This window comes from Olsenella sp. KH3B4, from assembly GCA_900111695.1.
In the GTDB taxonomy this organism is placed as follows: Bacteria; Actinomycetota; Coriobacteriia; order Coriobacteriales; family Atopobiaceae; genus Tractidigestivibacter.
Window position 1 is genome coordinate 227,767 of record FOHD01000001.1, and the last position, 26,462, is coordinate 254,228.

The window sequence follows — 26,462 nt, forward strand, 5'->3', positions numbered from 1 at the left end:
CCTGGGACCCGGGCACCCCGGGTCCAACGCACAAGTACATCAGTTGTAGAGGCAGGGGAGAAACCGCTCGACTACAGCCCCAGGAGCCTGAGGGCTTCTCCACGACTCTTGGGGTCGGTCTTGAGACAACCACGAACGGCCGAGGTCACGGTCTTGGCGCCGGGCGTACGAATGCCGCGGATGGTCATGCAGGTGTGCTCCGCCTCGACCACGACAAGAACGCCGAGAGGGTCAAGCTCGCGCACCATGGCATCGGCAATCTGACTCGTGAGCCGCTCCTGCAGCTGGAGCCTGTGCGCGTAGCCCGTGACGCACCGGGCGATCTTCGAGAGGCCCGTGATTCGCCCGTCCCGCGGGATGTAGCAGACGCTGGCCTTCCCCATGAAGGGAAGGACGTGGTGCTCGCACATGCTCGCAAAGGGGATGTCGCGGACGACGACCATCTCCTCGTTGCCGGGCTCGTGGAACTGCTTACGCAGGTAGCGGCCGGGGTCCTCCTGCATGCCGCCGAATATCTCCTCGCATGCCCTTGCCACGCGATCCGGCGTGCCCACAAGCCCTGGCCTGTCTGGGTCCTCGCCAATGGCAGCGAGAAGCTCCCTCACGGCAGCCTCGACGCGCGGCTTGTCCAGCTTCCCATACGAAAGCTCGGAGGACCTGCCGGGGCCCTCGGTCTGCTCGGGAAGGTCGTAGTCCTCGTCCTCGCGATAGTCCACCGCTACCTCACTGTCCTTTGAGCCGCCTCGACCACGTGCTTGGCAAGCACCGCCGTGGTCACAGAGCCAACGCCGCCCGGAACGGGCGTGATGGCGCGCACGACGGGCTCGACGGAATCGAAGTCCACGTCGCCCACAAGCTTGCCTGCCTTCTCGTCCCAGTTGATGCCCACGTCGACCACCACCTGCTGGGGAGAGGCGCACGCAGCCCCAACCGTGCCGATGTGACCTGCCGCAGCAACCACGATGTCCGCGTTTCGGCAGGCAGCCGCAAGGTCGCGCGTGCGGGTGTGGCACATGGTCACGGTGGCGTTTCTCGCCTGGAGCATCATCGAGACAGGCTTACCTATAACGAGCGAGCGGCCAACCACAGTCACCTTGGCACCCTCGAGCGGAACCTGGTAGTAGTCGAGAAGCTCGACCACGGCCTCGGCGGTGCAGGGCGGAAAGCCAACCGGCTGGCCTGCAAAGACGCCATAGAGGGAGCCTTGCGTGATGCAGTCCACATCCTTTGCGGGGTCGAGCAAGGCGCAGATGGCAGCCTCGTCCAAGGTCTTGGGAAGCGGCCGGAAGAGAAGGCAACCGTGGATGGACGCATCCTCGTTGACCTCGCGGATCACGCCGGCAAGCCGCTCCTGTGAGCAATCCGCGGGCAGCACGAACTTGCGCAGGCCGAGACCCACCTTATCCGCTCGCTTTGTCGCCCCGCGCTCGTAGGAGAGGTCGTCCTCCCGCTCCCCCACGCGCACGATGGCAAGCGTGGGACGCACGCCTTGGGAGACCAGCTCCTCCACCTGAGGCACAAGTCGTTCCGTGAGCGCCTTTGCGACCGGCGCTCCCTTCATTATCTGCTGGGCCAACGGATTCCCCTCTCTACGAGCAGGTAGGCATTGTCTGCCTTCTTGCACCCCTCGTCGAGCATCTCCTGCGTGCGGGACAGAAGGTCCGCAGCGTATTCATGGTCTGTCATCGACTTGGCGTTGATGAAGATGTTGAGGCTCGCCGCCCTGAGCGCAGCCGAGAGAAGCGTGGCGCCGGCGCCAGCGTCGCTGATCGCGATTCTCGTGCCAATGAGGCTCACCTCGTCAACAAGGTCGATCGCCTCGCAGGTCTTCTCCATGATCTTGAGCGGTGGCTCGCAGGCACACCGAAGCGCGGCCTCCATGACCTCGGCCTTGTGCGCCCGCTCCTCCTCGGTCGACCTGGGGAGACCATAAGCATGCGAGAGCGGCTCGAACGCCTTGGCGTCCTCGTCTGCCAGGGCGAGAAGGTCCGCCCGGACTGCCTCGAAGCGTGGGATGAGCTCCTCGATGCGCCCTTGGACGTCCGCGTACTTCTTCTTGCCAAGCGTGAGGCTCGCGACCATCTGCCCAAGCGAGGCGCCCACGGCGGCGGCGACTGCCGAGGCCCCACCCCCGCCAGGCACAGGGGCCTTGGACGCAAGCACGTCCGAGAACTCCCCCAACCGCATATCCGCAACAGTATCCATGAGTCCCTCCCAAGAAGGAAAAGAGTCAAAGCAAACCTAAATTAGAAGTGCGCCCAAGCGACTCCCCAAGGTGCCCACCGAGAAGCTCGACGTGCCGCAGGGCCAACCGCGTCGGGCTGCCAAAGGTTGCTCCAAGGCTCCCGCACTTCTCTAAGCGAGACTTTCTGAGCGCACAGCGCGAAGCAGTCTCGCGTGAGAAGCGCGGGAGCCCCGAGGGGGATGCTTAGAACAGCCCGACGATCTTGCCGTCAGGCGTCACGTCGATCTTCTCGGCGGCCGGCACCTTGGGGAGTCCGGGCATCGTCATGATGTCCCCCGTGAGCGCCACTATGAAGCCGGCGCCTGCAGAGACCCTGAGGTTGCGCACCGTGATGCGGAAGCCCTCGGGGGCGCCGAGCTTGTGCTGGTCGTCGGTGAAGGAATACTGGGTCTTCGCGACGCAGATGGGGAGCTTACCAAAGCCCTGCTCCTCGAGCTCCTTGAGCTGCTTGGCCGCCTTGGTGGTGTAGTCCACGCCATCGGCGTGATAGATCTTGGTCGCGATGGCGTCGAGCTTGTTGGCGATCGTGTCGTCCACGTCGTAAGCGAACTGGAAGTCGTTGGGCTGGTCGCAAAGACGAACGACCTCCTCGGCGAGCGCCAGGCCGCCCTCGCCGCCCTTGGCCCACACCTCGGAGAGCGCCACGTTCACGCCGAGCTTGTTGCACTCGTCCTCAACGAGCTTGAGCTCAGCGGCGGTGTCCGTGGGGAACGCGTTGATGGCAACGACGACCGGAAGCTTGAAGACGTCTTTGATGTTCGAGACGTGGCGGAGCAGGTTGGGCAGGCCGGCCTTCACGGCATCGAGGTTCTCCTCGGTAAGCTCGGCCTTGGGAACGCCGCCGTTGTACTTGAGGGCCCGGACGGTAGCCACGAGCACGACGGCGTTGGGGTGCAGGCCGGCGTAGCGGCTCTTGATGTCGAGGAACTTCTCGGCGCCAAGGTCGGCACCGAAGCCCGCCTCGGTGACCACGTAGTCTGCGAGCTTGAGGGCAGTCGTGGTGGCCTCCACGGAGTTGCAGCCGTGGGCGATGTTGGCGAAGGGGCCGCCGTGTACGAAGGCGGGGTTGCCCTCGAGCGTCTGGACCAGGTTGGGCTTAATAGCGTCCTTGAGCAGCGCCGTCATGGCACCCTCGGCGTGGATGTCGTGGACCGTGACGGGCTTGCGGTCGTAGGTGTAGGCAATGACCATGCGGCCGAGGCGCGCCTTGAGGTCCATGAGGTCGGTTGCCAGGCAGAAGCATGCCATGACCTCGGAGGCTACGGTGATGTCGAAGCCGTCCTCGCGCGGCATGCCGTTCGCGACGCCACCAAGGCCATCGACGATGCTTCTAAGCTGGCGGTCGTTCATGTCGACGCAGCGCTTCCACACGATGCGGCGCGGGTCGATGCCTAGGGCGTTACCCTGTTTGATGTGGTTGTCGAGCATCGCGGCGCACAGGTTGTTCGCGGCTCCGATCGCGTGGAAGTCGCCCGTGAAGTGCAGGTTGATGTCCTCCATGGGGACAACCTGGGCGTAGCCGCCGCCCGCGGCGCCGCCCTTGATGCCAAACACAGGTCCCAGGGAAGGCTCACGCAGGCAGAGCATGGCGTTCTTGCCCATCTTGCAGAGGGCGTCCTCGAGGCCGACGGACGTGGTGGTCTTGCCCTCGCCGGCAGGCGTGGGGTTGATTGCGGTGACGAGAATGAGCTTGCCCTTCATTGGCACGTCCGTGAAGGCGTGGATGTCGACCTTTGCCTTGTAGTTGCCATAGAGCTCGAGCTGCTCGGGACCCAGGCCAGCCTTCTTGGCGACCTCGGTGATTGGCAGCATCCTGGCCTCTTGGGCAATCTCGATGTCGGACTTAGCCATCTCCAGACTTCCTTTCGCTTTATGGCGCTGGTCGACGCCAAAGGTTACCGAGTTTCACGGGACGAACTGACCATGTTCCATTGTGCCGTTCTTGGTCTAATCGTCTTGGCAAGAATCCAACTTGAAACAGGGACACCATCAACACGCGATGGTCGAGAGGCCAATGCGCCATCCATAGTCCGCCCGTCCGGCAGCAGACACCAATTGCCACCCGATGTCAAAACCATGGGGTCCGCCGACAAGGCGGACCCCCTTACTTCGTGCGTCAATAGGAGCCCCTAGAATGAGGTCCAGCCGCCATCGACAGTCAGTTGAGCTCCATTTATATACGCGTTGTCATCATCAATGAGGAACAGTATTGCACGCGCGATGTCCTCCGACGTTCCCATCATGTTGTTCCCTGCCGCATCGCAGCCCAAAGACACGCCGCCACGAACGTTATACAGGTCATTGCCCTCTGGATCCATGACGTCGCGATCTGGCCACTTTTCCATGGCGTTCCCCAAAATGCCCGAGATGATTGCGCCCGGATTCACAACGTTAACCTTTAGGTTGCGCCAGTGATATGACCACGCGAGGTTTCGAGCCAGGCCAAGAACCGCATGCTTGGAGGTGACGTATGCAGCGCCGGCAGTCGAGCCATACAGGCCACCAACAGAGCCAACTATCACGACGTTCGCCGCTGGCCCCTCATGGTCAAGCAGCATCGATAGACAGTCACGAACCAGGTAGAAGCAATCGTTGCAGTTCACATCCATGACGTACTGCCAAAGCAAGTCGTCGGTCTTGTGGGCTGGGCACATGAGGTCGAGAACCCCTGCGACGTACAGCAGGCTGTCAATTCGCCCGTACTTTTCGCGAACAGTCGTGACGAGCCTTGACCGGTCCTCGGCACTTGTGACGTCTCCGTAAACCACGTTGAGATTGTCTTTGAATTCTGGCAACTCTTCGTTGATTTCCTCAAGCGTATCGGCCATGTTCTCCCTGTTGTTGTCGAATCCGGTTACGGTTGCGCCGGCAGCAAGGAGCAACTTGAGGGTCGCCGCCCCCATTCCCGAAGCGCATCCAACCAGTACGACAACCTTTCCCTTCATAGAAGCCATGAGGCATCCCTCCTAGCACCACTTGGGAGCTACGATTACTGCAGGTGAATCATTGGGGCCAATGGTTACCTTGGTACCAATGGGGCACTTTTCCGCATCGACAATCGCAAAGCCGATGTTCTTGTCGACTGTGTAGCCGTAAATCATCTGACGGCATTTACCAACCGGCACGCCACGCTTGCGGACTATCTCGTTCTGACAGATGTCCTCATAGCTCTCGCGTTCTATCTCAACGCCAACGAATGCAAAGCGCGGACCCTCCTCCTGGGCCTTCTCCAGCGCAGCTCGTCCGATGAAGTCGTCCTTTTTATCGAAATGGACCGACCATCCAAGGTTCGCCTCAAATGGCGTCAGGAAGTGATAGTCCTGCCGGAGAGCCATTCCCTTCTCCATAGGGAGACTTCTCACAAATACCTCGAGTGTCTGCAGCTCCCGGATGCCAGTGCTGCGGAGAAGCTCAGAAATGCGAGCGGAATCAGACCGTGAGCAGTAGAGCTCATAGCCAAGCTCTCCCGTAAAGCCGCCTCGGTCAACATGAACCGGGATTCCAGCGATGGTGGCATCCACGATTTGGAAACGCTTCAAATCGTCGACGGGAACGTCTAGGAGCTTATCCATCACCTCTGTCGAGCGAGGACCCTGCACCGAGTACATATCCACAGTTGCCGTGATGTCGGAATAGGAGACATCGAATCCTTGCTTGTGCTCATCCAGCCACTTGATCATTTGAGGCCCGTAGAGCGTTGAGAGCCACCAGTGGCTCTCCTCAAGGCGGATTGCCATGAGGTCATCTATAATTCTGCCGTTGTCGTCAAGCATGGTGGTGTACTTTTCACGCCCCACCTTGCACAGCGCGACGGTATTGACAAGAAGCTTGTCCAGAAGCGCAGTCGAATCCGGCCCCGTCACGTCCACTGTGTCGTGGGTCCAGCGATACCAGCCAGCGCTGTTTCTCACCGCAAATGCATCGGCACGCGCAACTTCGTCGTCTTTGAACAACATAATTCGTCACTCCCCTACACCATGCGGCTATCGAGCTTGCGCCCTATCTGAATGAACTGGAACTCGTCGTCTTTTCCGTCAATCCAGACGGACCACTCGGGCGACACAAGCGTCTTAATTGCACCGTTCCACTCCGCCTCGTATCCAGCGGTAATTTCGTCGAGGGGCGCCATGGGAAACCGGCCATTGAAGTCGTCTGTCGAGACCTTTATGGTGACGCCGTCTTTGTCGAACGCCTCCCATTCGAAGGGGACAAGCTGGCAACCCATGATGGCGCCAATGTAGGCACCCATGACACGAGGATCGTTATCTCCAATTTCGCGAGGAATGTCGAGCCACGTCCTGAGACCCTCTCGTGCGAAGGGGTCGATGAAGTGGTTCTTTCCTGCGGTTGCAAAAACGATGGAAAGCACTCGGTCAAAGTCACCCTCGTTTTTCTCCATATCCCTTATTGCGATAAGCGGGAATGAGACCGACCAGACCCAGCCCATCTGAGCAACCCAGTTGTACTGCCACTCAAAGGACTGCTCCTCACCGAACGCCTGCGTGTACTGGCCACTGCGAAGGCCCTCTGCATGCTTCACACGGCGCTCTGGTGGTGTGTCGTGAACGGGAGCAGTAGACGCGCCTCGGTGGTCAAGCCACCCCTGGTGGTCCAGACCATACGCGTCAAGTCGCTCTGCAACCACTCGGCAGTGGGGGTTGCCGCACCCGCGGGCCTCGCACATGTTTAGAGCGACGTCGTTGGTAATCTTCCCATGTTCGCCACCAGCCGCAATGTCGAAGTTAGCGGTAAACATCGCGGTTGTCATGTTGCACATCTCAGAGCCCACGATGTCCCAAGGGCAGGAATCGAGCTCCTTCTCAACCCGGTTGCGAGTGAATTGTATGACGCGGCCCGCCATGTCCTCGGCCTCGTCCCCGTAGTCACCCCAGATGGCGCCTATCCACGCCTCCCTGTCGACGAATTCGGGGATGTTCCATTCATCGTAGAAATCATTGAGATACTGCTGCAGCTGGCCTTCGGATCCCGAGCATGCCGCACAGTTCATCATGTTCGCGCATTCGCAGATCTTCTCCGTACGGTCCTCCCAGTCATCGTTGAGAATGCGCATGACCTGGAAAATGTTTGCGGAGAATGCCGCGATTGTCCTGAGACAGTAAGAATATGCCTCCTTCTCGGGGATCAACTTCCCGAACGCCGTCTCGACTCCACGATGAAGTCCAACCTTCTGTTCGAGTGTCATGTCTCGCTCCTCCTCCAACGACAGCAATGGGACTGCACAAGCCTCATGAAGGAGGGTGGACGTAGATACGCTCTGCGGCTAGCTGCGATCTTGCGGATATATTCATCCAGGATACCTACAAATCGTAGGCCCCGCCGTCACCATGCGTCCTTCTACCGAGACACGCCGGTCCCTTGGACGGAAACGGGAACACGAAGCCCCGCTCCTCTGCTACATTGGCAATGGCATAACGTAACGAAAGTTTTTATCATTTAGGCACACACGGTGGTTGTAATGAAGCTGAGCCCACAACTGGTCTTTGATAGCCTGCCGGCTGAGTTTGGGGCACAGCTTTCTGGCATCTCCCCCATGGATGCAACACTGGAGGCGCCGGAACTTCTCGCAACGGATGCTCAGGAGCTGCAGGGGGGACGGCTCATCGTGACAAACGCGAACCGCCTCCCCCGGCTTGCCAAGGTAACCGCAGGCTGTGCACTGCTCTGCATAGGAGATTCCAGGAGACTCGACTGGTTCAGAAGATACTGTGCGGTCATTACCGTACGTCCAGATTTGGATTTCTACACGGTTTTCTCCACTGTTCAGCAGGCATTCCTCCGCATTAGCAAGTGGGTGCTCGACCTATACCAGATTCTTGAAAGTGAAGGCTCAATCCAGTCCATGTTGGAGGTGTCCTCCGCGGTCACCCCGGCTTCCGCGATTGTTGTCGACTCAAGCTTCACTTGTGTTGCCTCCACCGGAGTGGGGGCAAACCAGGAAGGGACTCCAAGCGGCACATCAACCGGAATCGCGGATGGGGTAAGCAAGCGAATCCCCATCTCAGACGTAGACCAGTACCTTGCGTCCTACAACCTCTCGATGAGTGTAAAGGAACCTTTCACCCTTGACTTTGGTGAACTACAGAGCTTGAATGCAAATCTCATTGACTCCAACGGATACCATGGGTGCCTCTCGTTTCTCTACCCCAACCATGACCTGCGCCCCGGCGACGGCCTCATCGTGAGGCATCTGGCTCACATGGTGCTCCGGGGCATGTCCCTCGTGGGCAGTGGCACAGAGACTGGCAATGACGTATTAAAGCGGGCCCTCTCCTGTCTGATAGACAATCTCCCGCTTGGCACCTTGGAGCTTGCCGCTCTTCAAGCAGCCTCCTCGAACGGGACATACGTCTGCGTGCTTATGCGACCGCAGAGGCGAGCACGGGAACTACCGCTCTCCTACATCTGCAACTCGCTCGAGGAAGACATTCCCGGAACGGTAGCGTTCGAATATAGACAAACTTCCGTGGCAGCTTTCATTCGCATTGACAATCTTGCACCGGAAGGGAGCCGCAGAGACGAGCTTGAGCGCAAGCTACTTCCCATCCTTGCCTCGTTGGACATGAAGGCTGGCATGTCTGACCATGTGAGCGATCCCCTTGAGGCGAGAAGCTATTTCCTCCAGGCGAGCATTGCTCTCGACAAGGGGTCATGCCTGGATGAGAGCCCCCTTCTCTACCGCTTCCAGGACTTTGCGCTCGCCGAGCTGCTGGAGAATTGCACAGGGGAGATGCCCTTGGAATTGTACTTTACGAGCGGTCTCAGGCGACTCCTCGCTCATGACAGGGATTCTGCGATTTCATACGTGCAGACCCTAAGCGTCTATTTGAAGCACAACATGAACGTCACGCACACCGCCAAGGCGCTCTACATTCACCGATCAACGCTTCTCGACCGCCTCGAACGCATGAAGGCGCTCCTGAACGAGGACTTAAATGACCCCGACGAACGCCTTAGGATCGAAATGGTGCTTCGCGCACTTGAGCTGCGAGACCAGTTGAAAACGCAGCTCGGGGGATACGACCAGGAGCAGTCGAATCCCCCGCGCCAGACTCACCTTCCTACACTAGTCGATGTCAGACCCGCCGACTAGTCTCCAAGGGCCTTAAGCTCGGCATCAATCTCATCGAGATGCTCTGCGAGTTCCTTGGCCTGGGGGAAGCTCGCAAGCTTTCTCAACGTAAGCCCAAACACCATCTTCATTTGCGGATCGGTCTTGAAGCCAGGGGAATACTTGGCCACGATATCGGCCGCAGCCTCGTTTTTCGCCAAGACCTTTATCTTGCTGTCGACAGAAACACCCATTGCTTCCTCCTCACCTCGACGGGAATACATCCCGTGCCTGCGTGGATTGCGAGGGCATCCTCGCGGTTCACCAACAGCATCGTGGCAAGAGGCGCTTTCGTACACCGCACAAACAGGAGGAGGTTTTGGGCAGGGACACCTACAAAGTATCTGTCATCGCCGCTGAGTTCGCGACCGAGTAGAGAATGTTGTGACACGCCTTACGCATGGGCTATGGGGGCACGCTCTCGGCCGGAACGCACGACGGTACGTTCTTTCTCAACATGATGATTCCGCTACCTGCGAGTCATTTGGATTAGGTGTTTAGGGAGCAGTGTCTTCAGCCGCGAAGCCCCAGCGCTAACGGATGTCCATCACCGTCTGACGCTCGACAAGCGTGCCTGCAATCCTAATCTGCTGGACACGATAGTTGGGGCTCGTGGCGAGAAGTGCCTGCTCAAACGCTCGACGTCCGCGCGAGAAGAGATCGAACCGGACGGTCGTGAGACGGTTGTGCGGAACCGAGGCAGAGAGCGAGTCGTCCACGCCCACAACGCTCACGTCCTCGGGCACCCGCCTTCCGGCGTCCTCCAAGGCGGCAATGACGCCGAGCGCCATCTGGTCGTTGGCAACGTACACGGCCGTCGCGTCCTTGTCGGCGGCAAGTGCCGCGCCTGCCTCGTAGCCGCTGTCTGCCGTCCAGTCGCCACGCAGCGGCTCGACGACGTCGAGACCGCGAACCTCAAGCGCGTCTCGCCAACCCCGCTCGCGGAAGTTTGAGTCGACGGAGTACAAGGGCCCGGCCACAAAGCGAACCTGGCGATGCCCCCGCGAGAGCAGGTGGTCCATCACGAGCATCGAGCAACCGTACTGGTCGGAGTCAACCGTGGTGCAATGGGGGTGCTCGTACATGGTGAGCAGGACCGTGCCAAACCCAGGGCTGGGACGGAAGGTCTCGAAGTCCTCCGCCTTGATGCTCATGCTCATGATCATGGCGTCAACCGGCAGGGAGAGCATGCGCTTGGTCATGCGCTCGAGGGAGACCGGATCGTTGTCGCCCATCTCGACCATGGTGATGGCGTCCCCATGCTCACGGGCTGCAGTCATGATGCCATCGAGCGTGGAGAGGTTGCCAAACTCGGTGATGTTGTAGATGCAGAGACCCACCGAGCGATACCGCCCGCTCCTGAGCGACCTTCCGGCGAAGTTTGGCCTGAAGCCAAGCTCGTCCATGGCCTTCTGAACCGCTCGCCTCGTCGACTCGCTCACGTTGCGCTGTCCGTTGACCACGCGAGAGACCGTCTGCTGAGAGACCCCTGCCTTCTCAGCTACGTCTGCCATCGAGACAAAACGATACGAGCTGTCATGGCGAACCGCGCTCATCCCAGGTCCTCTCCTGCACGCACCTGCCCAGTCGGGCCCTACCAGTTACCGTCCGTCGGACAAGCGAGAAAAACCTCGAGACTCTCGTCGCCCAACGTCGTTGAGTACGTTAACATAACTCTGCTTGCATTCGAGCAGCTTTGCACAAATTGCTGCTTACTGGGCAATTATCGCACGTGAGAGGAGACCCCATGATCAGTTCGGAGGTCCTTGGGCGTATGCCGACAGGAGAGCAGGTCCATCTCTTCACAATCAGCACCCCTCGGGCGCGTCTCAGGCTCATGGAGTTTGGGGCAGCGCTTCTCTCGCTCGAGGTGCCAGATGCCTCGGGTGCGATGGGAGACGTGCTCCTTGGGATGGCGTCGCTCGAGGACTACTTCGACAACCCCGCCTGCCACGGCTCGACCGTAGGGCCAATTGCAAACCGCACCGACGGTGCCGAGATGGTCGTGGGGTCCGCTGCCTGTCACCTTGCGAGAAACGATGGGCCAGGCCTGCAAAACAACCTCCACACCAGCCTTGTCTCGGGTCTCCACAAACGCGTGTGGAGGGCGGTGCCAGACGAGCGGAGAAACGCCGTGCGTCTCACCTGTCATCTTGGCGAGGGAGAGCTTGGCCTGCCAGGCAACCGCACCTTCACCAGCAATGTGTCGCTGGTTGACCTTCCCAACGGCACTACGCAGGTCACGATCTTGTACACCTGCACGACCGATGCCCTGACCTTTGTCAACATGACCAATCACAGCTACTTCAACCTCGCCGGCCACGACACCGGCACGGCAATGGGGACGATCGTGCGCCTGGAGGCAGACGAGTTTCTCCCTGTTCGCGAGGACTCGGTCTCGACGGGCGAGATACGGCATGTCGACGGGACGCCCTTTGACTTTCGCGAGCCAAAGGCCCTGGGGCGTAACATCGACGAAAGCGACGAGCAGCTCCAACGTGCTCGTGGGTATGACCACTGCTTCTGCATTCGCGGCTGGAAGCCGGGGGCTCCGCCTCGCCTGGCGCTTTCGGCATATGACCCCAAAAGCGGTCGCATGCTGGAGATTCGCGTAACCACGCCAGGCGCGCACCTCTACACGGGAAACTGGCTCGATGACACCCACGCAAAGGGTGGCGGCACCTACGGGGCGCGTGCCGGCTTTGCCTTCGAGCCCGAGTTCTATCCGGACTGTGCGCATCACTTCTCGTGGCCGCAGCCCATCTGCACCCCATCCCAACCGTACACCCAAACTATCGTCTACCAGCTGGGAACAGTCGCGCGGTAAGCAGAAAATGATGTAAAGGTGAGATGGGCGCTCCCCTCTCATTGCAATGACACGCAACCCGGCATGCCGGGAGGAAGGAGAACACGATGAACGAGACGAGCGCAGGCTGCCAGGACGGCTTCGAGCGGGCACGACAGCTCTTTTACCAGGAATTTGGTCAGCCACCCGCAGGCGAACGCCTGCTCAGAGTGCACGCTCCCGGCCGTTCTGAGATTGCGGGCAACCACACCGATCACGAGGGCGGCCATGTGATCGCAGGTGCCCTCGACGTCGCCGTTAACGCACTCGCTCGCCCCAATGGCCTGGGCGTTGTGCGCCTTGCAAGCGACAGCTACCCCACCATCGAGGTCTCCCTCGACGTTCTCGACCCCCAGGACGCCGAGAAGAACACCACTGCATCGCTGGTCAGGGGCATGGCATTCAGGATGGCTCAGGACGGCAGGGTCCCTGCTGGCTTTGACCTTGCCATGACAAGCACCATCCCCGTAGGCGGGGGCCTCTCGTCCTCGGCAGCCGTCGAGGCCGCGCTGGGGCGCGCGATGGAGGCCCTCTGGGAGGGACGCAGCTACGAAGCCCTCGAGATGGCGCGCATGAGCCAGTTTGACGAGAACGTCTACTTTGGGAAGCCCTGCGGCCTCATGGACCAGGCGTCCGTCTGCCTGGGAGGCCTTGCCTTCATCGACTTTGCCGTCCCGGAGGACCCCGTTGCCCGGCGGCTCGAGTTCGACTTTGAGGACCACGGCTACGCGCTGTGCCTGGTAGACGTTGGCTCGAGCCACGCAGACCTCACCGACGCGTACGCAGCCATGCCGCAGGAGATGCAGGCGGTTGCTGCCGCGTTTGGGAAGAAGCGCCTCTGCGAGGTTGACCAGGATGACTTCGACGCCCATGTGCCAGAGCTGCGGCGCGACCTTGGCGACCGCGCCGTGCTGCGCGCCATCCACTACTGGCGCGAGAACGAGCTGGTCGACAAGCGCTGGGTCGCCCTCAACGAGCCGGACATCGACGCCTTTCTCGCCTGCACACGCACCTCGGGCGCAAGCTCGGCAATGTTCCTCCAGAACGTCTCGTGTGGCGTGAAGAGCCAACCGGCCATGGTGGCGCTTGGGCTTGCCGAGCGCGTGCTCGACGGTCGCGGCGCCACGAGGATCCACGGTGGCGGCTTTGGCGGCACCATCCAGTGCTTTGTTCCTCTCGACCAGGTCGAGGAGTTCTCTGACCGCATGGACGCCTGGCTCGGCGCCGGTTCCTGCAGGCGGTATCGCATCTCTGACAGGGGGGCGTACGCAGAATGGGAGTAGAGAGAGATTCGGCGGCCATAGACGGGACGTCCCTTGTCGACGCCGCAACGGGAATCGTCGACTACGCCGCTAGCCACGGACTCATTGGCTGGGCGGACCGCGTGTGGGGCGCAAACGCCGTGGTCGAGGCAGTTGGCGCAACAGGCCCCGGGCCCAGCGAGGCATGGGTGCTCGCCGAGGGCACCGGCTCCCCCGCCGTGACGCAGGGAGCGACTGCCGAGGCACCGGACGACCTTCTCGCCACGCTAGCCGAGGTGGCTGTGGCCAACGGCTGCACCGCAGACACCGCGAGCGGCCGCGATCGAATCGCAATGCGTGTAATGGGGCTTCTCATGCCAAAGCCCTCCGAGGTCGAGGCAACGTTCAAGGGGCTTCTCGCGCAGGATGGACCCAAGGCGGCTACCGACTGGTTCTACCGCACCTGCTGCGATGCCGGCTACGTGCGGCGCACCGCCATTGCCAGGAACGTGTGCTGGGACACGAAGACCAGCTGGGGCTCGCTCGAGATAACCATCAACCTCTCGAAGCCCGAGAAGGACCCCCGCGAGATCGCGGCGGCAGGAAAGGCGCCGGCTGGCGAGAAGTATCCTGCCTGCCAGCTCTGCATCGAGAACGAGGGCTACCCGGGACGCGCAGCAACAGACCCTATGGGGGCACACCCCGCCAGGCAGAACCTGCGCATTATCCCCATCTCCCTTGGCGGCGAGCGCTGGGGCCTTCAGTACAGCCCCTACGCCTACTTCAGCGAGCACTGCATCGCCATGAGCGCGAGCCACCGCCCCATGCACGTTGACCACGCCTCGCTCTCGTGCCTGTTCGACTTTGTTGACCTGCTGCCGCACTATTTCATTGGCTCCAACGCCGACCTGCCCGTGGTTGGCGGGTCGATTCTCTCGCACGACCACTTCCAGGGCGGTGCCCACGTCTTCCCCATGATGCGGGCAACGACGGCGGAGAGGTTCTCGCTGCCGGGCTATCCTGAGGTCTCTGGCGAGGTTCTGCACTGGCCGCTCTCGGTCCTTCGCCTCTCGTCCGCGAGCCGTGAGCAGCTCCTTGACGCCTGCGTCCACGTGGTTGCGGCTTGGCGCGCCTGGAGCGACGAGTCTGTGAGCGTGGTTGCGCACGACGCGGACGGCACGCCGCACAACACGGTGACCCCCATCGTGCGGCGCGTGGACGGTAAGGGGAACGTGGGAGGCTCGACGTACGAGGCCTATCTCGCCTTGCGCTGCAACGTCACGAGCCCCGAGCACCCGCTGGGTGTCTTCCATCCTCACGAGGAGTGGCACCACATCAAGCGAGAGAACATTGGCCTTATTGAGGTCATGGGGCTCGCCATTCTGCCGCCACGCCTGGTGGGCGAGCTTGGGCGCGTTGAGGAGCTGCTGGTTTCTGGCGCGAGCGAGGAGCAGATGGCCGCGGACCCGCTGGCCTCCTCACATGCCGCCTGGGCGGCTCAGCTTGCCGCTGAGAATCCCGGGCTCTCCGCCAAGAACGTTCGCGAGGTGGTGCGCGACGGCGTGGGCCAGGTCTTCTCGCACGTGCTTGAGGATGCGGGCGTCTTCAAGTGGGACGATGAGGGTCGAGCGGCGCAGATGCGGTTTGTGGCGTCGCTGTAACAACGCGTGCATCAAGACACGAGGGCCATCCCGGCAGCGCTGGGGTGGCCCTTCTCGATTGTGCGAGGCGTGCCAGCAGGCCGAGCCACGGCGGCTCGTCGGCCGCTGGACGCGCCCCTGGCTGCACGCACTCCCTCTCTCCAGGATAACTGCGGTTTAATTGCTGTTATTTTAACGATCCTCCGAGAATAACCGCAGGTAGCAGCCCTGGGTGCAATTTGGGAGCTGCAACTAAACCGCACATTTCCTAGAGCTAAGGATTCCCGAGCAAGATACGCTTCCCGAATCCGGGGATGGCACAGATCGCGTAATGCCGCGAATTCCGAACGGTTAGAGGCACCTAAACGGCGAGAATACGCGGCATTGAATCTCTTGCCGCGCATTCTGGACGGTTAGACCCCTCTAAACGTCCGGAGTTGTCCTAAACGGCGAGAACATGCGGCATACCAACGCCCCGGCACCCGCGGCCCGACACCAACGGCCCGCCCAAACGCAACAGTGCGTCGGGGCGGGCCATCAGGGATGGGAGCCGTCTGGAGGGGGTTCCAGACGGCAAGGGAGGATCTACCAGCTACTTCTTCTGGACGTACTTCAGGCAGTCGAGCGTAACAGCCGTAAGGATAATCACGCCAGAGAACACGAACTGCAGGTTGGTGTCAATGCCCAGGATGGTCAGGGAGTACGTGAGTGCCGTGAAGATGAGGACGCCCACCGTCACGCCGGAAATCTTGCCAATACCACCAGTGAAGGAGACGCCGCCAACGACGCAGGCTGCGATTGCGTCCATGTCCCAGCCCTGGCCATACGCGGCAGAACCAGAACCAACCATGCGCATGCACTCGAGCCAGTCACCAAAGCCGTAGAGAATGCCGGCCATCACGAAGGCCATCAGCGTCACCTTGAAGACCGAGATGCCAGAGACAGCGGCGGCCTCGGGGTTTCCGCCCACGGCGTAGAGGTTCTTGCCAAAGGTAGTCTTGTTCCAGATGAACCACACGATGAGAATAGCGGCCACTGCCCAGAGGATGATTGTGGGGAAGCCGTTGACCTTGGGGATCACCATGGACGGGATGGCAGGATCAATGGAGCCAAACGAGACGCCCTTGGTGGCATAAGTCACAAGGCCGAAGATGATGAGCATGTTGGCCATGGTCGAGATGAACGGATGCATCTTGAAGCGCGCGGTAAAGAAGCCCGCGATGGACGTGAAGAGCGTGCAGAGAGCAACGCACACCACAAGCGCCAGCACAATGCGTCCAACAAGCGGCATGCCAGTGAAGTCAAACACGTGGCCAAACACGGAGCCCGTGTTGACGCCCTGGTGCATGATGATTGTCGCTGCCGTCATGCCCATGCCCATCATGCGGCCAATCGAGAGGTCCGTGCCGGTAAGCAGGATGAGGCCAGCAACGCCCAAAGCCAGGAACATGCGCGGCGATGCCTGCTGGAGGATGTTAAGGACGTTCTGGTACGTGAGAAGCTGCGTGCCCTTCACGACAGGCGTAATCGCACACAGGAAGATGAAGACGAGGAGAATGACGATGTACAGGCCGTTCTTGAGAAGGAACTGCCTACGATCGAAGGTGTACTTGTAGTTCTCCCACTTCTGGGCCTGACGCTGCGCAAACGTGAACTTTGACATGCGCAGGAGGTCGATGAGGTGGTACTCGTAGCTGAAGGCCGCGTGCTCGCGGTCCTTGATCTGCTGCATCTCCTTCTCGAAGACAACCTTAGCGTCGAAGCGACGGTTCTTATAGACGTAGTTCTCGTCCTTGACCTCGGCGCGGTCGGTGAGGCCCGAGAGGTTCGTGCGGTGCTCGTCCTCGAGCGACTTGAGGTTCGCCTGATAACGCTCCTTGGCGAGGACGCGCTCGCGGGCGCAGCTCTCGCGCACCGGCTCGAGGTACTCCTTGGCGTAGTGCTCCTTGAGGTAGCCCTCCGCCTCGGAGACGAGGCTCGCGACCTCCGCCTTGTGGCTCGCCTCGATGGCCTTTGCGGCCTCAAGCTCGCCCTTGTAGCCAGCGATGGCCTGCGTGCGCTCCTCCTTGGTAAGGATGCGGTCACGCTTGGTCGCATCGATGTCTCCCTGGAGCTTGACCACGCGGTCGGTACCGTCGCGCCTCAGCTCGTCGATCTTTGCCTGGATGGCAGAAACGTGCTCGTCGATGGGACGGAGCAGAGCTTGCTCCTCCTCGGCCGTAAGCACCTTATCGCCCTGATTTGCCATGTGTGCTCATCCCCCTTACAGGTACTTCGCGCTCAGACGCAGGAGCTCTTCCTGGTTGGTTTCCCTTGTGTTGACGATGCCGGAGAGCCGGCCGTTGGACATGACGCCAATACGATTTGTGATGCCGAGAATCTCGGGCATCTCGGAGGAGACGACGATGATGGTCCTCCCCTGCTTGGCCATGCCAATGATCAGCTCGTAGATCTCGTACTTCGCGCCAACGTCGATGCCGCGCGTAGGCTCGTCCATGAGGAACACCTGCGGTCCCCGCTCGAGCCACTTGCCAAAGATGACCTTCTGCTGGTTGCCACCGGAAAGACTCGAAATCATGTCATCCGGTCCCATGCACTTGGTGTTCATAAGCTTGATCTCGGCCGCCGTGGCGTTTGTCATCTTGGGATCGGAGAGGGCGATGCCGCTCCGGTAGTGGTTGAGGTTGGCAATCGTGGTGTTGAAGGTGAGGTTGCCCTTGAGGAACAGGCCGTTTGCCTTGCGTTCCTCGGTGATCAGCGCGAAGCCGTGCTCCATGGCCTCGCGCGCATTGTCGAAGTTCATGAGGTGGTCGCGGAAGTAGACGCGGCCGGCAGCGCGCGTGCGCACGCCGAAGATGGTCTCGAGAAGCTCGGTGCGACCGGCCCCCACAAGGCCATAGAGGCCAAAGATTTCTCCCTTGCGCACGTCGAACGAGATGTCCTGCAGGTAGGGCGGGTACTTCGTAGAGAGGTGCCTGATAGAGAGGATTGGCTCGCCAGGCACGTTATCGACGGGCGGGAAGCGGTTCTCGAGCGAGCGACCAACCATGGCAGCGATGAGCTCGTTCATCGTCGTCTGGGAGGTGGGCTTGGTCATGACGAGCTTGCCGTCGCGAAGCACGGAAATCTCGTCGCAGATCTCGAAGACCTCGTCCATCTTGTGCGAGATGTAGATGAGGGAGATGCCCTGCTCCTTGAGCATGCGCATCATGCCAAAGAGCTTCTCGACCTCTTGCGACATGAGCGACGAGGTGGGCTCGTCCAAGACGATGACCTGGGCGTTGTACGAGATGGCCTTCGCAATCTCGACCATCTGGCGCTGCGAGACGGACATCTTGCGCATGGGTTGGTCAAGGTCGACGGTCATGCCCAGACGGCGGAAGAGTTCTGCCGCCTCCTTGCGCATAAGGCCCTCGTCAACGACGCCAAGCGAGTTGACCGGATATCGTCCAAGGAAGAGGTTGTCCACCACGCTGCGCTCGAGGCACTGGTTGAGCTCCTGGTGCACCATAGCGATACCGTTCTCAAGAGCATCCTTGGGACCGGAGAAGCTCACCTCTCGGCCGTTGAGAATGATGGTGCCCTCATCCTTCTGGTACGTGCCAAAGAGGCACTTCATCATTGTGGATTTGCCGGCACCGTTCTCGCCCATGAGACCCATAACCGTGCCGCGCTTGAGGTCGAGGTCGATGTGGTCGAGTACCTGGTTGCGCCCGAAGGATTTGCACATCCCGCGAATCGACAGCACCACGTCGTTCTGGCTGTCTGCCATACTCCCCCATCCTTCCTACTAGTTGCCCGCAAAAGGTGCGGGGGGAACACCCCTCCCCCCGCACCGGGCGCGTGTCACGAACAAGACGTACGAAATGCCTTAGCTCAGGAGGGAGGTGTAGGACGAGGCGTTGTCGGTCTTCACCATGTTGATGGCGAAGGCGTCGTACTCGCTCGGGTTGCCAAGGCGGTTGGTGATGTTGGACTCGGTCTGGCCGTCGCCGCCGATGTAGTCCACCGTGAGGTTGAGGAGCTTGTCGTACTGCTGGAGCAGCGGCTGGTAGGTGGAGCTCAGGAAGTTGTCCGCCGCGTTGTAGATATCGAGCCAGACCTTCTTGGAGGGGGACTTCGAGGAGTCGAGCTGCTTGGAGGCGCCCTCGTAGATCTTGGTGGAGTCCGTGAAGTCGGTGTAGTTGTCGGCGGTCACGGCGACGTTCATCGCGTAGTAGGAACGATCTGCCTCGACGTACTTGTAGGTATCCTCAGCAAGGACGTTGCCCGCATCGTCAGCCTTGGAGATGCCGGTGTTGATGTCAACGCCGTCAAGGGAGTTGCGGAGCAGACGAAGGGTGAGGTAGGCCTGGATGTCGGCGTGCTGGCTGATGGTTCCGCCGTAGCCTTCGGAGATGGCCGCAACGGCGTCATTGTTGGCGTCATAGCCAAAGGTCGGGACCTTGTTGTCCTTAGACCAGGCGTTGAACATCGACATGCCCATGCCGTCGTTGTTGGAGACGATAAGGTCAATCTGGTCACCAAAGGAGGACGCCCAGGTGCCGATGGCGTTACCGGCCGTTGCAGCGTCCCAGGTAGCGCCGGCGGAGTTCTTCATCTCCTGCGAGGCGAGCTCGCGCACGGTGTAGGTCTTGCCACCGATCTCCATCTTTGCGTCCTGGACCAGCGAGGAGGAACCGTCGGTGTTGGTGCCGATGGGGTCAGAGACGATGTTGCCGTCCTTCTCGATGCCGGTGCCGAGCGACTTACGGACGCCGCGCGTACGAGCTATGGAGTCGTTGTGGCCCACGTCACCAATGGCGAGGACGTAGCCGATGATGCCGTCGCCGTTGCGGTCGAGTGTGGCGATGTTCTTCTCGATGTAGTCCTTGACCATCTGGCCCTGCGCCTCGGCGCCCTGGTTGGCATCGAAGCCGACGTAGTAGGTCTTGTCGTTGAAGTTGAGGGCTGCGGTGTCAAGCTCACCAGTGGAGCTGTTGGACGGCTGGCGGTTGAACCACACCAGCGGCTTGTCCTTGTTGGCAACTGCGTCGGTTCCGGAGGAGGCGGTTGAGTCGCTAGACGAGCTGTCGGAGCTGCCGCCGCAGCCGGCAAGCACGCCCACGCTGGCAAAGCTCAGGGCACCGAGTCCGCAGACCTCCAGGAACCTACGACGAGACATTTCCATGGGTTTCTCCCTTTCCCCGTAGTTCGCGCCCCGTTGCGCAAACTTTCGTTGTGAGTACGTTAACGCCACTTTTAACTGGCGTTGTTAACGTTCTCATTTGTTCGACCAGCGGTTGTGGAAAGGGCGGCGGACGGCCATGTAGAGGGGGCAGTGGACGTCCCATGGGAGCTTTATTGGAGCTGCCTGCTTCGCCGTTTAACGGTTCGACGGCACCGCTTGGGCGGGCCTGACGGACGTTGGGGCGGCTGGGCCGCGCCGGGATTTGCTATGCCGCGGATTCCGAACGGTTAGAGCCGCCTAAACGGCGAAAACGCGCGGCATGTGGGAACATGCCGCGGATTCCGAACGGTTAGGGCCGTCTAAACGTTCGGAAAATTCCTAAACGGTGAGAACGCGCGGCATGAGGGCCTTATCGTGCAACAAAAAATGGGTCCGCGGCGGACACTCCGTCGCGGACCCATAACACGCTGGCGAAAAAACAGCCACACCTATGCCAGGTCCACGATCTGGCCCTTCAGCTGCTCGATCGTGGTCGTGAGCTCAGCCTGCTGCGCGCGCTTCTTCTCGATGACGGCAGGGGCCGCCTTCGCGACGAAGCCCTCGTTGGAGAGGGTCCTGCTCACGGAGCTCAAGTCCTTCTCGGCCTTCTCGAGCTCCTTCCTCAGGCGCTTCGCCTCCGCGGCAAGATCGACGAGGCCACCGAGCGCCACAAAGATCTCGAGCGTGCCGTCGGCCACCGTGACCGACCCCTCCGGCTTCTGCTGCTCGTGGCCGAGGGCGAGCTGGTCCACGCGGCCGACAGAGCAGATGAAGCCACGCTGGGCCTCGAGCACCGCGGCGTCCTCCGCGGAGGAGCGCACCGCGACGTCCAGCTCGGCCTTCGGCGACAGGCGGTAGCGGGCACGGGTGGAGCGCACGGCGGAGACCACGCGCTTCGCGAGGTCGAAGTCGTGCTCGGCCTTGTCGTTCACAAAGACAGCAAGGTCTGCGGGCTCAGGCCACGCGGCGGTCATGAGGAACTGCGAGGAGTGGTCGTCAAGGCCGCTCGCGGGAAGGGCGTCCCACACGCTCTCGGTGACAAAGGGCATCACGGGATGCAGCAGGCGCATGGAGACGTCGAGCACGTAGACGAGGTTGCGCTGCACCTGGAGGCGCTCCTCCGGGGTGCCATGGAGCAGGCGGCCCTTGCAGAGCTCGATGTACCAGTCGCAGACCTCGCCCCAGAAGAAGGACTGCAGGTCGCGGGCGTAGTCTCCAAACTCGTAGCCCTCGAGCTGGCGCGTGGCGGCCTCAACGGCACGAGCCAGGCGCGAGAGCATCCAGGCATCCTCGGCCGTCTCGGCCTTGGGTGCACCGGGCGTGTAGCCGTCAAGGTTCATCTGGACGAAGCGGCTGGCGTTCCAGATCTTGGTCACGAAGGAGCGCGCCTGCTCGGTGCGCGGGCTGTCGATGAGCGCGCGCGTCTTCTTATCGAGGTTGGCGTCGAACTTGACGTCCTGATTGGTGGTGATGAGCGTGAGCAGGTTGTAGCGCATGGCGTCGGCGCCGTACTTGTCCATGAGCGCCATGGGGTCAACGCCGTTGCCCTTTGACTTGGACATGCGACTGCCGTCCTTGGCGAGGATGGTGGCGTAGATGTACACGTCGTGGAACGGCACCTCATGCGTGAAGTAGAGCGAGCTCATGATCATGCGGGCAACCCACAGCGCGATGATGTCTCGTGCGGTGACAAGCACCTTGGTGGGGTGGTGGCCCTCCATGCCCTCGGGGTGGTCGGGCCAGCCCTGCGTGGCAAAGGTCCACAGCTGCGAGGAGAACCAGGTGTCCAGGACGTCGGGGTCCTGGTGCACATGGTGGCCGCCGCACTTGGGGCACACGTCGGTGTCCTCCATGAGGGCGTCTTCCCAGCCGCAGTCCTCGCAGTAGAACACGGGAATGCGGTGGCCCCACCACAGCTGGCGGGAGATGCACCAATCCTTGAGGTTGTCCATCCAGGTGAGGTAGGTCTGCGTCCAGCGCTCGGGATAGAACTTGACCTCGCCATCCTGGACGACCTTGGTGGCAGGCCCCTTGAGCTTGTCGACGGCGACAAACCACTGCTCGGAGAGCCATGGCTCGAGGGCGGTGTCGCAGCGGTAGCAGTGCATAACCGAGTGCTCGAGGTCCTCGATGTGGTCGAGAAGGCCGTGCTCGTCGAACCACTTCACGATGGCCTCGCGCGCCTCGTCGCGGTCCATGCCGGAGAACTCGCCGTAGCCGTCCACGATGTGCGCATGCTCGTCGAGGATGTTGATCTGCTCCAGGTTGTGCGTCTGGCCCATAGCAAAGTCGTTGGGGTCATGCGCGGGCGTAACCTTCACGAAGCCGGTACCAAAGTTCTTGTCGACGTGCCAGTCGGAGAAGATGGGGATCTCGCGGTTCACGATGGGCAGCATCACCGTCTTGCCCACGAGCTTAGCCTTCTCCGGGTCCTCCGGCGAGACGGCCACGCCAGTGTCGCCCAGCATGGTCTCGGGGCGCGTGGTGGCCACGGTGATGTACTCGATGCCATCGACGGGCTCGGTAAGCGGGTAGCGCAGGAACCACAGGTGGCCCTTCTCGTCATGGTACTCGGCCTCGTCGTCCGAGATGGCGGTGCCGCACACGGGGCACCAGTTGACGATACGCTTGCCACGGTAGATGAGACCGTCGTGGTACCAGTCGCAGAAGACCTTGCGCACGGCTCGGCTGAACTCGGGGCTCATGGTGAACTTCTCGTCATCGAAGTCGATCGAGCAGCCCATGCGCTTGATCTGTGAGACGATTGTGCCGCCGTACTCGTGGGTCCAGTCCCAGCAGGCGTCGAGGAACTTCTCGCGACCCATCTCGAGGCGAGACTTTCCCTCGCTCTTGAGCTTCTTGTCCACCTTGGTCTGGGTGGCGATGCCGGCGTGGTCGGTTCCCAGGATCCAGCGGGTCGAGCGGCCGCGCATGCGGTTGTAGCGGATGAAGGTGTCCTGGATGGAATCGTCCATAGCGTGGCCCATGTGCAGGATGCCGGTCACGTTGGGCGGCGGGATGACAACGGTGCAGTCCCCTACGCCCTTGCTGCGACGGTAGCAGCCAGCGTCAACCCACTTCTGGATGAGCTGGGGCTCGGCCTCTTGCGGATTGTAGGTCTTGGGCATCTCTTCCACGATACGGTCCTCTCGAACACAGCCATGTGGGGCGCACCTGGCGCCCAGATTGCAGCTTCCCAGCTTAGCACAGGCGCAATGAGACAAAGGGACAGTCCCTTTGTCTCATGCTTTCGACTATTATCGGGGCGATTGCAATAGGACAAGCTAGAACGCGGAGAGACGCATGGCAAACGTTGACGAGACACCTACGTCCAGGCTCGAACTGGTCATGGGAAAGGACGCCGTGAGAAGGCTCGCAAATTCCCGCGTGGTGGTCCTTGGACTGGGCGGCGTGGGTTCCAACTGCGCCGAGGCCCTTGCGCGCGGCGGCGTGGGGTCGCTCGTCCTCGTGGACCGCGATGTGGTCGAGCCAAGCAACATCAACCGCCAGGCCGTGGCCTACACGAGTACCGTGGGCCAGCGCAAGACCGACGTGATGGCGCGCATTGTGGCAGACATCAACCCCTCAGCCAGCATCACGCCCATCCACGTGTTTCTCACACGAGACAACATAGGCCAGATTCTGGGTGGGCTAGACCCGCGCCCGGACTTTGTGGTGGACGCGATCGACAACGTGACCGCCAAGCTCGTCGTGGCTCGCTGGTGCCAAGAGGAGGGAATGCCCCTGGTCTCGAGCATGGGAGGCGCCAACAAGCTCCACCCCGAGCTCCTGCGCTTTGCCGACATCTCGAAGACGCATGGGTGCCCGCTCGCACGCATCATCCGCAAGGAGTGCCGGAAGCGCGGCATCCGCAACCTGAGGGTGCTCTACTCCCCCGAGGAGCCGGTGCGCCCGCACACGCCCGAGGGCGCAAGCGGCAAGGCGGCCACGCTGGGCACCATGTCGTACTTCCCGCCCATCATGGGCCAGATGATCGCCGGCGACGTGATCTTGTCCCTCACGGGGCTGGATGGCAGAGGCGCCCCCAGCGAGGGCGATGCGCTATGAGGCTCTTCGACGCCCACGTGCACCTGGACTTCTACGCAAACGCGCCGCAGGTGGCAGCGCAGGCACAGGCATTTGGGCTCTCGTTTCTCGCCTGCACGGTGACGCCAGCGGGCTATCTTTGCGCGGCGCAGGAGCTTGCCGACGCACCGGGGGTCCATCTTGCCGCTGGCGCCCATCCCTGGTGGATCGCAGACGGTCGCATTGCCGAGAAGGACGTTGACACGCTGGTCTCCATATTGCCTGAACTGCGCTTTGTTGGCGAGGTTGGCCTGGACTTCTCGCCAGCGCACGTGGGCGAGGGAACGCAACGCGCTCAGGTTTCGGCCTTCGAGCGCATCATGCGCATCTGCGCCGAGACGAGCGACCCCTCGTGCCCCAAGATCGTCTCCATACACTCTGTGCGCTCGACAGACGTGGTGCTCGACGTGTTGGAGCGCACGGGCGCCGTCAGGTCCTGCCGTTGTATATTCCACTGGTTCTCCGGAAGGCCAGAGGAGCTGTGGCGCGCCGCCCGCATGGGGTGCCACTTCTCGTTTGGCGAGCACTCCCTTGCAACCAGGCGCGGGCGCGAGTACGTGCGCGAGGTGCCCTCAGAGCTGCTGCTCACCGAGACCGACCTCCCCGCAGGCGAGAAGGTCTTGGGCAGCGCAGAAGAGATCTCCTCGTCACTCGAGCGGGCGATAGCGAAGGCGTCAGAGGTGCGCGGCGAGGACGTAGCTGCCCTGGCAGTCGCGAATGCTGCCGCTCTTCTCGAATGAGACAAAGGGACTGTCCCTTTGTCTCTTTGGCGGGGACGAGCGGGCGAACGCAGCGTGGCTTCTGCGTCATGGTAGAGTCATGCCGTGCAGTTTTGTACGCAGACACGGCCATCCTACAGGGAGCAGCCAGACGATGATCTTACAGAGCGGAACACCTGTCGCGCAGAAAACGCAGAGGGGAACCATGCTGGCAACCTCGTCACGGGAGCTGCCACTTGACCTCAACGACGTTGTTCTCGTCTTTGCCTGCAACGAGCTCTTTGTTCCCTACCTCTCGGTGGCGCTCCAGTCCATCCTGGTGAACGTCTCCCCTAGCCGTCACTATGACATCGTGGTCCTCACGCGCGACATCACGCCCAAGAGCATGATCACGCTCACACAGCAGGCTTCCAAGCACAATGTTGGCCTGGGCTTTCTGGACGTAGATGCCGCGCTGGGCGACATCAAGCTCCCCCATCATGGCCACTTTAGGCCCGAGACGTACTTCCGCCTTTTGGCCCCGACGCTTCTGGACAATGTAGACAAGGCCATCTACCTGGACTCTGACATTGTGGTGTGCTCGGACGTGGCGGAGCTCTTTGACACGGACGTCACGGGATACCTCCTGGCGGCCACGCGTGACGCGGACACCATTGGCCAGATTGACGGCTATGATCCCACGGTCTACGCCTACCTCAAGGACCAGCTGGGCATGACCGAGCCGCACGACTACTTCCAGGCAGGCGTGCTCCTCATGAACCTTGAGAAGTTCCGTCAGACCATCTCGGCGGAGGAGCTGCTTAACATTGCCACCGAGCGCACGTGGCGCTGGCTCGACCAGGACGTCCTCAACAAGGTCGTGGACGGTCACTACCGCAGGGTGCACATGAAGTGGAACTACCTCGTTGACTGGCAGTACATGCGCCGCACGCACATCGTGGCGCAGGCTCCCAAGGACGTCCAGGACGAGTACGACGAGGCCAGGCGAGACTATCGCATTGTTCACTACGCCGGTCCCGACAACAGGCCGTGGCTCTACCCAGACTCCGACCTGGCCGGACTCTTCTGGCAGTACGCGGCAGGCTCTCCCTACCTCGAGTACCTGCGAGATCAACTTGAGAAATCCCGAAGGACCGTGGACGGCATGGCTCGACGCATCAAGGCCGTGGCAATCTATCGCGGAATCATGCACGCATTCGACTACACCTGCCCTGCCGGGACCAAGCGTCGCCAGAAGTTCATCGAGTACTACGAGCGCTTTGGCGGTTCGGTGGGCTAGCGAAGGCTAGCGAAGGCATAGCAGCCAGGTCTCAACGATCAGTAAGAAAACGGCCGCGCCCGGGTCTCC

Annotated in this window: 20 protein-coding genes; 7 read left to right on the top strand and 13 right to left on the bottom strand. The window is 61.3% G+C overall.

The window, feature by feature from the left end:
• Positions 1-71 precede the first annotated feature (71 nt).
• The 7 genes from folE to BMX94_RS01090 form a co-directional block, all read right to left on the bottom strand.
• Positions 72-632 (bottom strand): GTP cyclohydrolase I FolE, encoded by a 561-nt coding sequence (folE, locus tag BMX94_RS01060; protein WP_091002859.1) that lies wholly within the window; start codon positions 630-632, stop codon positions 72-74.
• 86 nt (positions 633-718) lie between these two features.
• A complete protein-coding gene (locus tag BMX94_RS01065) occupies positions 719-1,561 on the bottom strand; it encodes a bifunctional 5,10-methylenetetrahydrofolate dehydrogenase/5,10-methenyltetrahydrofolate cyclohydrolase (protein WP_091002547.1) in 843 nt (280 codons plus the stop codon).
• Positions 1,561-2,205 (bottom strand): cyclodeaminase/cyclohydrolase family protein, encoded by a 645-nt coding sequence (locus tag BMX94_RS01070; RefSeq protein ID WP_177171275.1) that lies wholly within the window; start codon positions 2,203-2,205, stop codon positions 1,561-1,563. Before BMX94_RS01070 ends, BMX94_RS01065 begins: the two co-directional genes overlap by 1 nt.
• A gap of 223 nt (positions 2,206-2,428) precedes the next feature.
• The gene (locus tag BMX94_RS01075) at positions 2,429-4,096 is read right to left on the bottom strand and encodes a formate--tetrahydrofolate ligase (RefSeq protein WP_218138429.1); all 1,668 of its coding nucleotides are present in this window, start codon (positions 4,094-4,096) and stop codon (positions 2,429-2,431) included.
• 278 nt (positions 4,097-4,374) lie between these two features.
• Entirely contained in the window at positions 4,375-5,199 is an 825-nt protein-coding gene (locus BMX94_RS01080) for an SDR family NAD(P)-dependent oxidoreductase (RefSeq protein ID WP_091002551.1), read from the bottom strand.
• A gap of 12 nt (positions 5,200-5,211) precedes the next feature.
• Positions 5,212-6,201 (bottom strand): aminomethyl transferase family protein, encoded by a 990-nt coding sequence (locus tag BMX94_RS01085; protein ID WP_091002553.1) that lies wholly within the window; start codon positions 6,199-6,201, stop codon positions 5,212-5,214.
• A gap of 14 nt (positions 6,202-6,215) precedes the next feature.
• Complete coding sequence (locus BMX94_RS01090) at positions 6,216-7,448, bottom strand: hypothetical protein (protein WP_091002555.1); 1,233 nt, start codon at positions 7,446-7,448, stop codon at positions 6,216-6,218.
• A gap of 273 nt (positions 7,449-7,721) precedes the next feature.
• On the opposite strand from BMX94_RS01090, the gene BMX94_RS01095 reads away from it, so the two are divergent.
• Positions 7,722-9,356 (top strand): PucR family transcriptional regulator, encoded by a 1,635-nt coding sequence (locus BMX94_RS01095; protein WP_091002557.1) that lies wholly within the window; start codon positions 7,722-7,724, stop codon positions 9,354-9,356.
• Here the strand turns inward: BMX94_RS01095 and BMX94_RS01100 are convergent.
• On the bottom strand, positions 9,353-9,568 hold the full coding sequence (locus BMX94_RS01100; RefSeq protein ID WP_091002559.1) for a hypothetical protein: 216 nt from the start codon (positions 9,566-9,568) through the stop codon (positions 9,353-9,355). The genes BMX94_RS01095 and BMX94_RS01100 overlap by 4 nt on opposite strands.
• A gap of 339 nt (positions 9,569-9,907) precedes the next feature.
• Positions 9,908-10,930 carry a LacI family DNA-binding transcriptional regulator gene (locus BMX94_RS01105; protein ID WP_286159974.1) on the bottom strand — a complete coding sequence of 341 codons (1,023 nt, stop codon included), beginning with the start codon at positions 10,928-10,930 and terminating at the stop codon, positions 9,908-9,910.
• Positions 10,931-11,121: 191 nt separating this feature from the next.
• Here BMX94_RS01105 and BMX94_RS01110 point away from each other — a divergent pair, with 191 nt between their 5' ends.
• From BMX94_RS01110 to BMX94_RS01120, 3 genes are all read left to right on the top strand, one after another.
• Positions 11,122-12,201: an aldose epimerase family protein gene (locus tag BMX94_RS01110; protein WP_091002561.1), complete on the top strand. Its 1,080-nt coding sequence runs from the start codon at positions 11,122-11,124 to the stop codon at positions 12,199-12,201.
• Positions 12,202-12,287: 86 nt separating this feature from the next.
• Positions 12,288-13,502, top strand: a complete 1,215-nt coding sequence (locus tag BMX94_RS01115) for a galactokinase (protein ID WP_091002563.1) — start codon at positions 12,288-12,290, stop codon at positions 13,500-13,502.
• Complete coding sequence (locus BMX94_RS01120) at positions 13,493-15,121, top strand: UDP-glucose--hexose-1-phosphate uridylyltransferase (RefSeq protein WP_091002565.1); 1,629 nt, start codon at positions 13,493-13,495, stop codon at positions 15,119-15,121. The genes BMX94_RS01115 and BMX94_RS01120 overlap by 10 nt, the downstream gene beginning before the upstream one ends.
• A 571-nt stretch (positions 15,122-15,692) precedes the next feature.
• Here the strand turns inward: BMX94_RS01120 and BMX94_RS01125 are convergent.
• The 4 genes from BMX94_RS01125 to BMX94_RS01140 form a co-directional block, all read right to left on the bottom strand.
• Complete coding sequence (locus tag BMX94_RS01125; RefSeq protein WP_091002568.1) at positions 15,693-17,348, bottom strand: galactose/methyl galactoside ABC transporter permease MglC; 1,656 nt, start codon at positions 17,346-17,348, stop codon at positions 15,693-15,695.
• 15 nt (positions 17,349-17,363) lie between these two features.
• A complete protein-coding gene (locus BMX94_RS01130; RefSeq protein WP_091002569.1) occupies positions 17,364-18,872 on the bottom strand; it encodes a sugar ABC transporter ATP-binding protein in 1,509 nt (502 codons plus the stop codon).
• Between the two features lie 99 nt (positions 18,873-18,971).
• Positions 18,972-20,270: a substrate-binding domain-containing protein gene (locus tag BMX94_RS01135; protein WP_091002571.1), complete on the bottom strand. Its 1,299-nt coding sequence runs from the start codon at positions 20,268-20,270 to the stop codon at positions 18,972-18,974.
• Positions 20,271-20,758: 488 nt separating this feature from the next.
• Positions 20,759-23,446 (bottom strand): valine--tRNA ligase, encoded by a 2,688-nt coding sequence (locus BMX94_RS01140; protein ID WP_091002573.1) that lies wholly within the window; start codon positions 23,444-23,446, stop codon positions 20,759-20,761.
• A gap of 166 nt (positions 23,447-23,612) precedes the next feature.
• Between BMX94_RS01140 and BMX94_RS01145 the strand changes: the two genes are divergently transcribed.
• From BMX94_RS01145 to BMX94_RS01155, 3 genes are all read left to right on the top strand, one after another.
• Positions 23,613-24,377 (top strand): tRNA threonylcarbamoyladenosine dehydratase, encoded by a 765-nt coding sequence (locus BMX94_RS01145; RefSeq protein WP_091002575.1) that lies wholly within the window; start codon positions 23,613-23,615, stop codon positions 24,375-24,377.
• Complete coding sequence (locus BMX94_RS01150) at positions 24,374-25,135, top strand: TatD family hydrolase (RefSeq protein ID WP_091002577.1); 762 nt, start codon at positions 24,374-24,376, stop codon at positions 25,133-25,135. Before BMX94_RS01145 ends, BMX94_RS01150 begins: the two co-directional genes overlap by 4 nt.
• Positions 25,136-25,319: 184 nt before the next feature.
• Complete coding sequence (locus BMX94_RS01155) at positions 25,320-26,393, top strand: glycosyltransferase family 8 protein (protein ID WP_091002579.1); 1,074 nt, start codon at positions 25,320-25,322, stop codon at positions 26,391-26,393.
• Positions 26,394-26,462 lie beyond the last annotated feature (69 nt).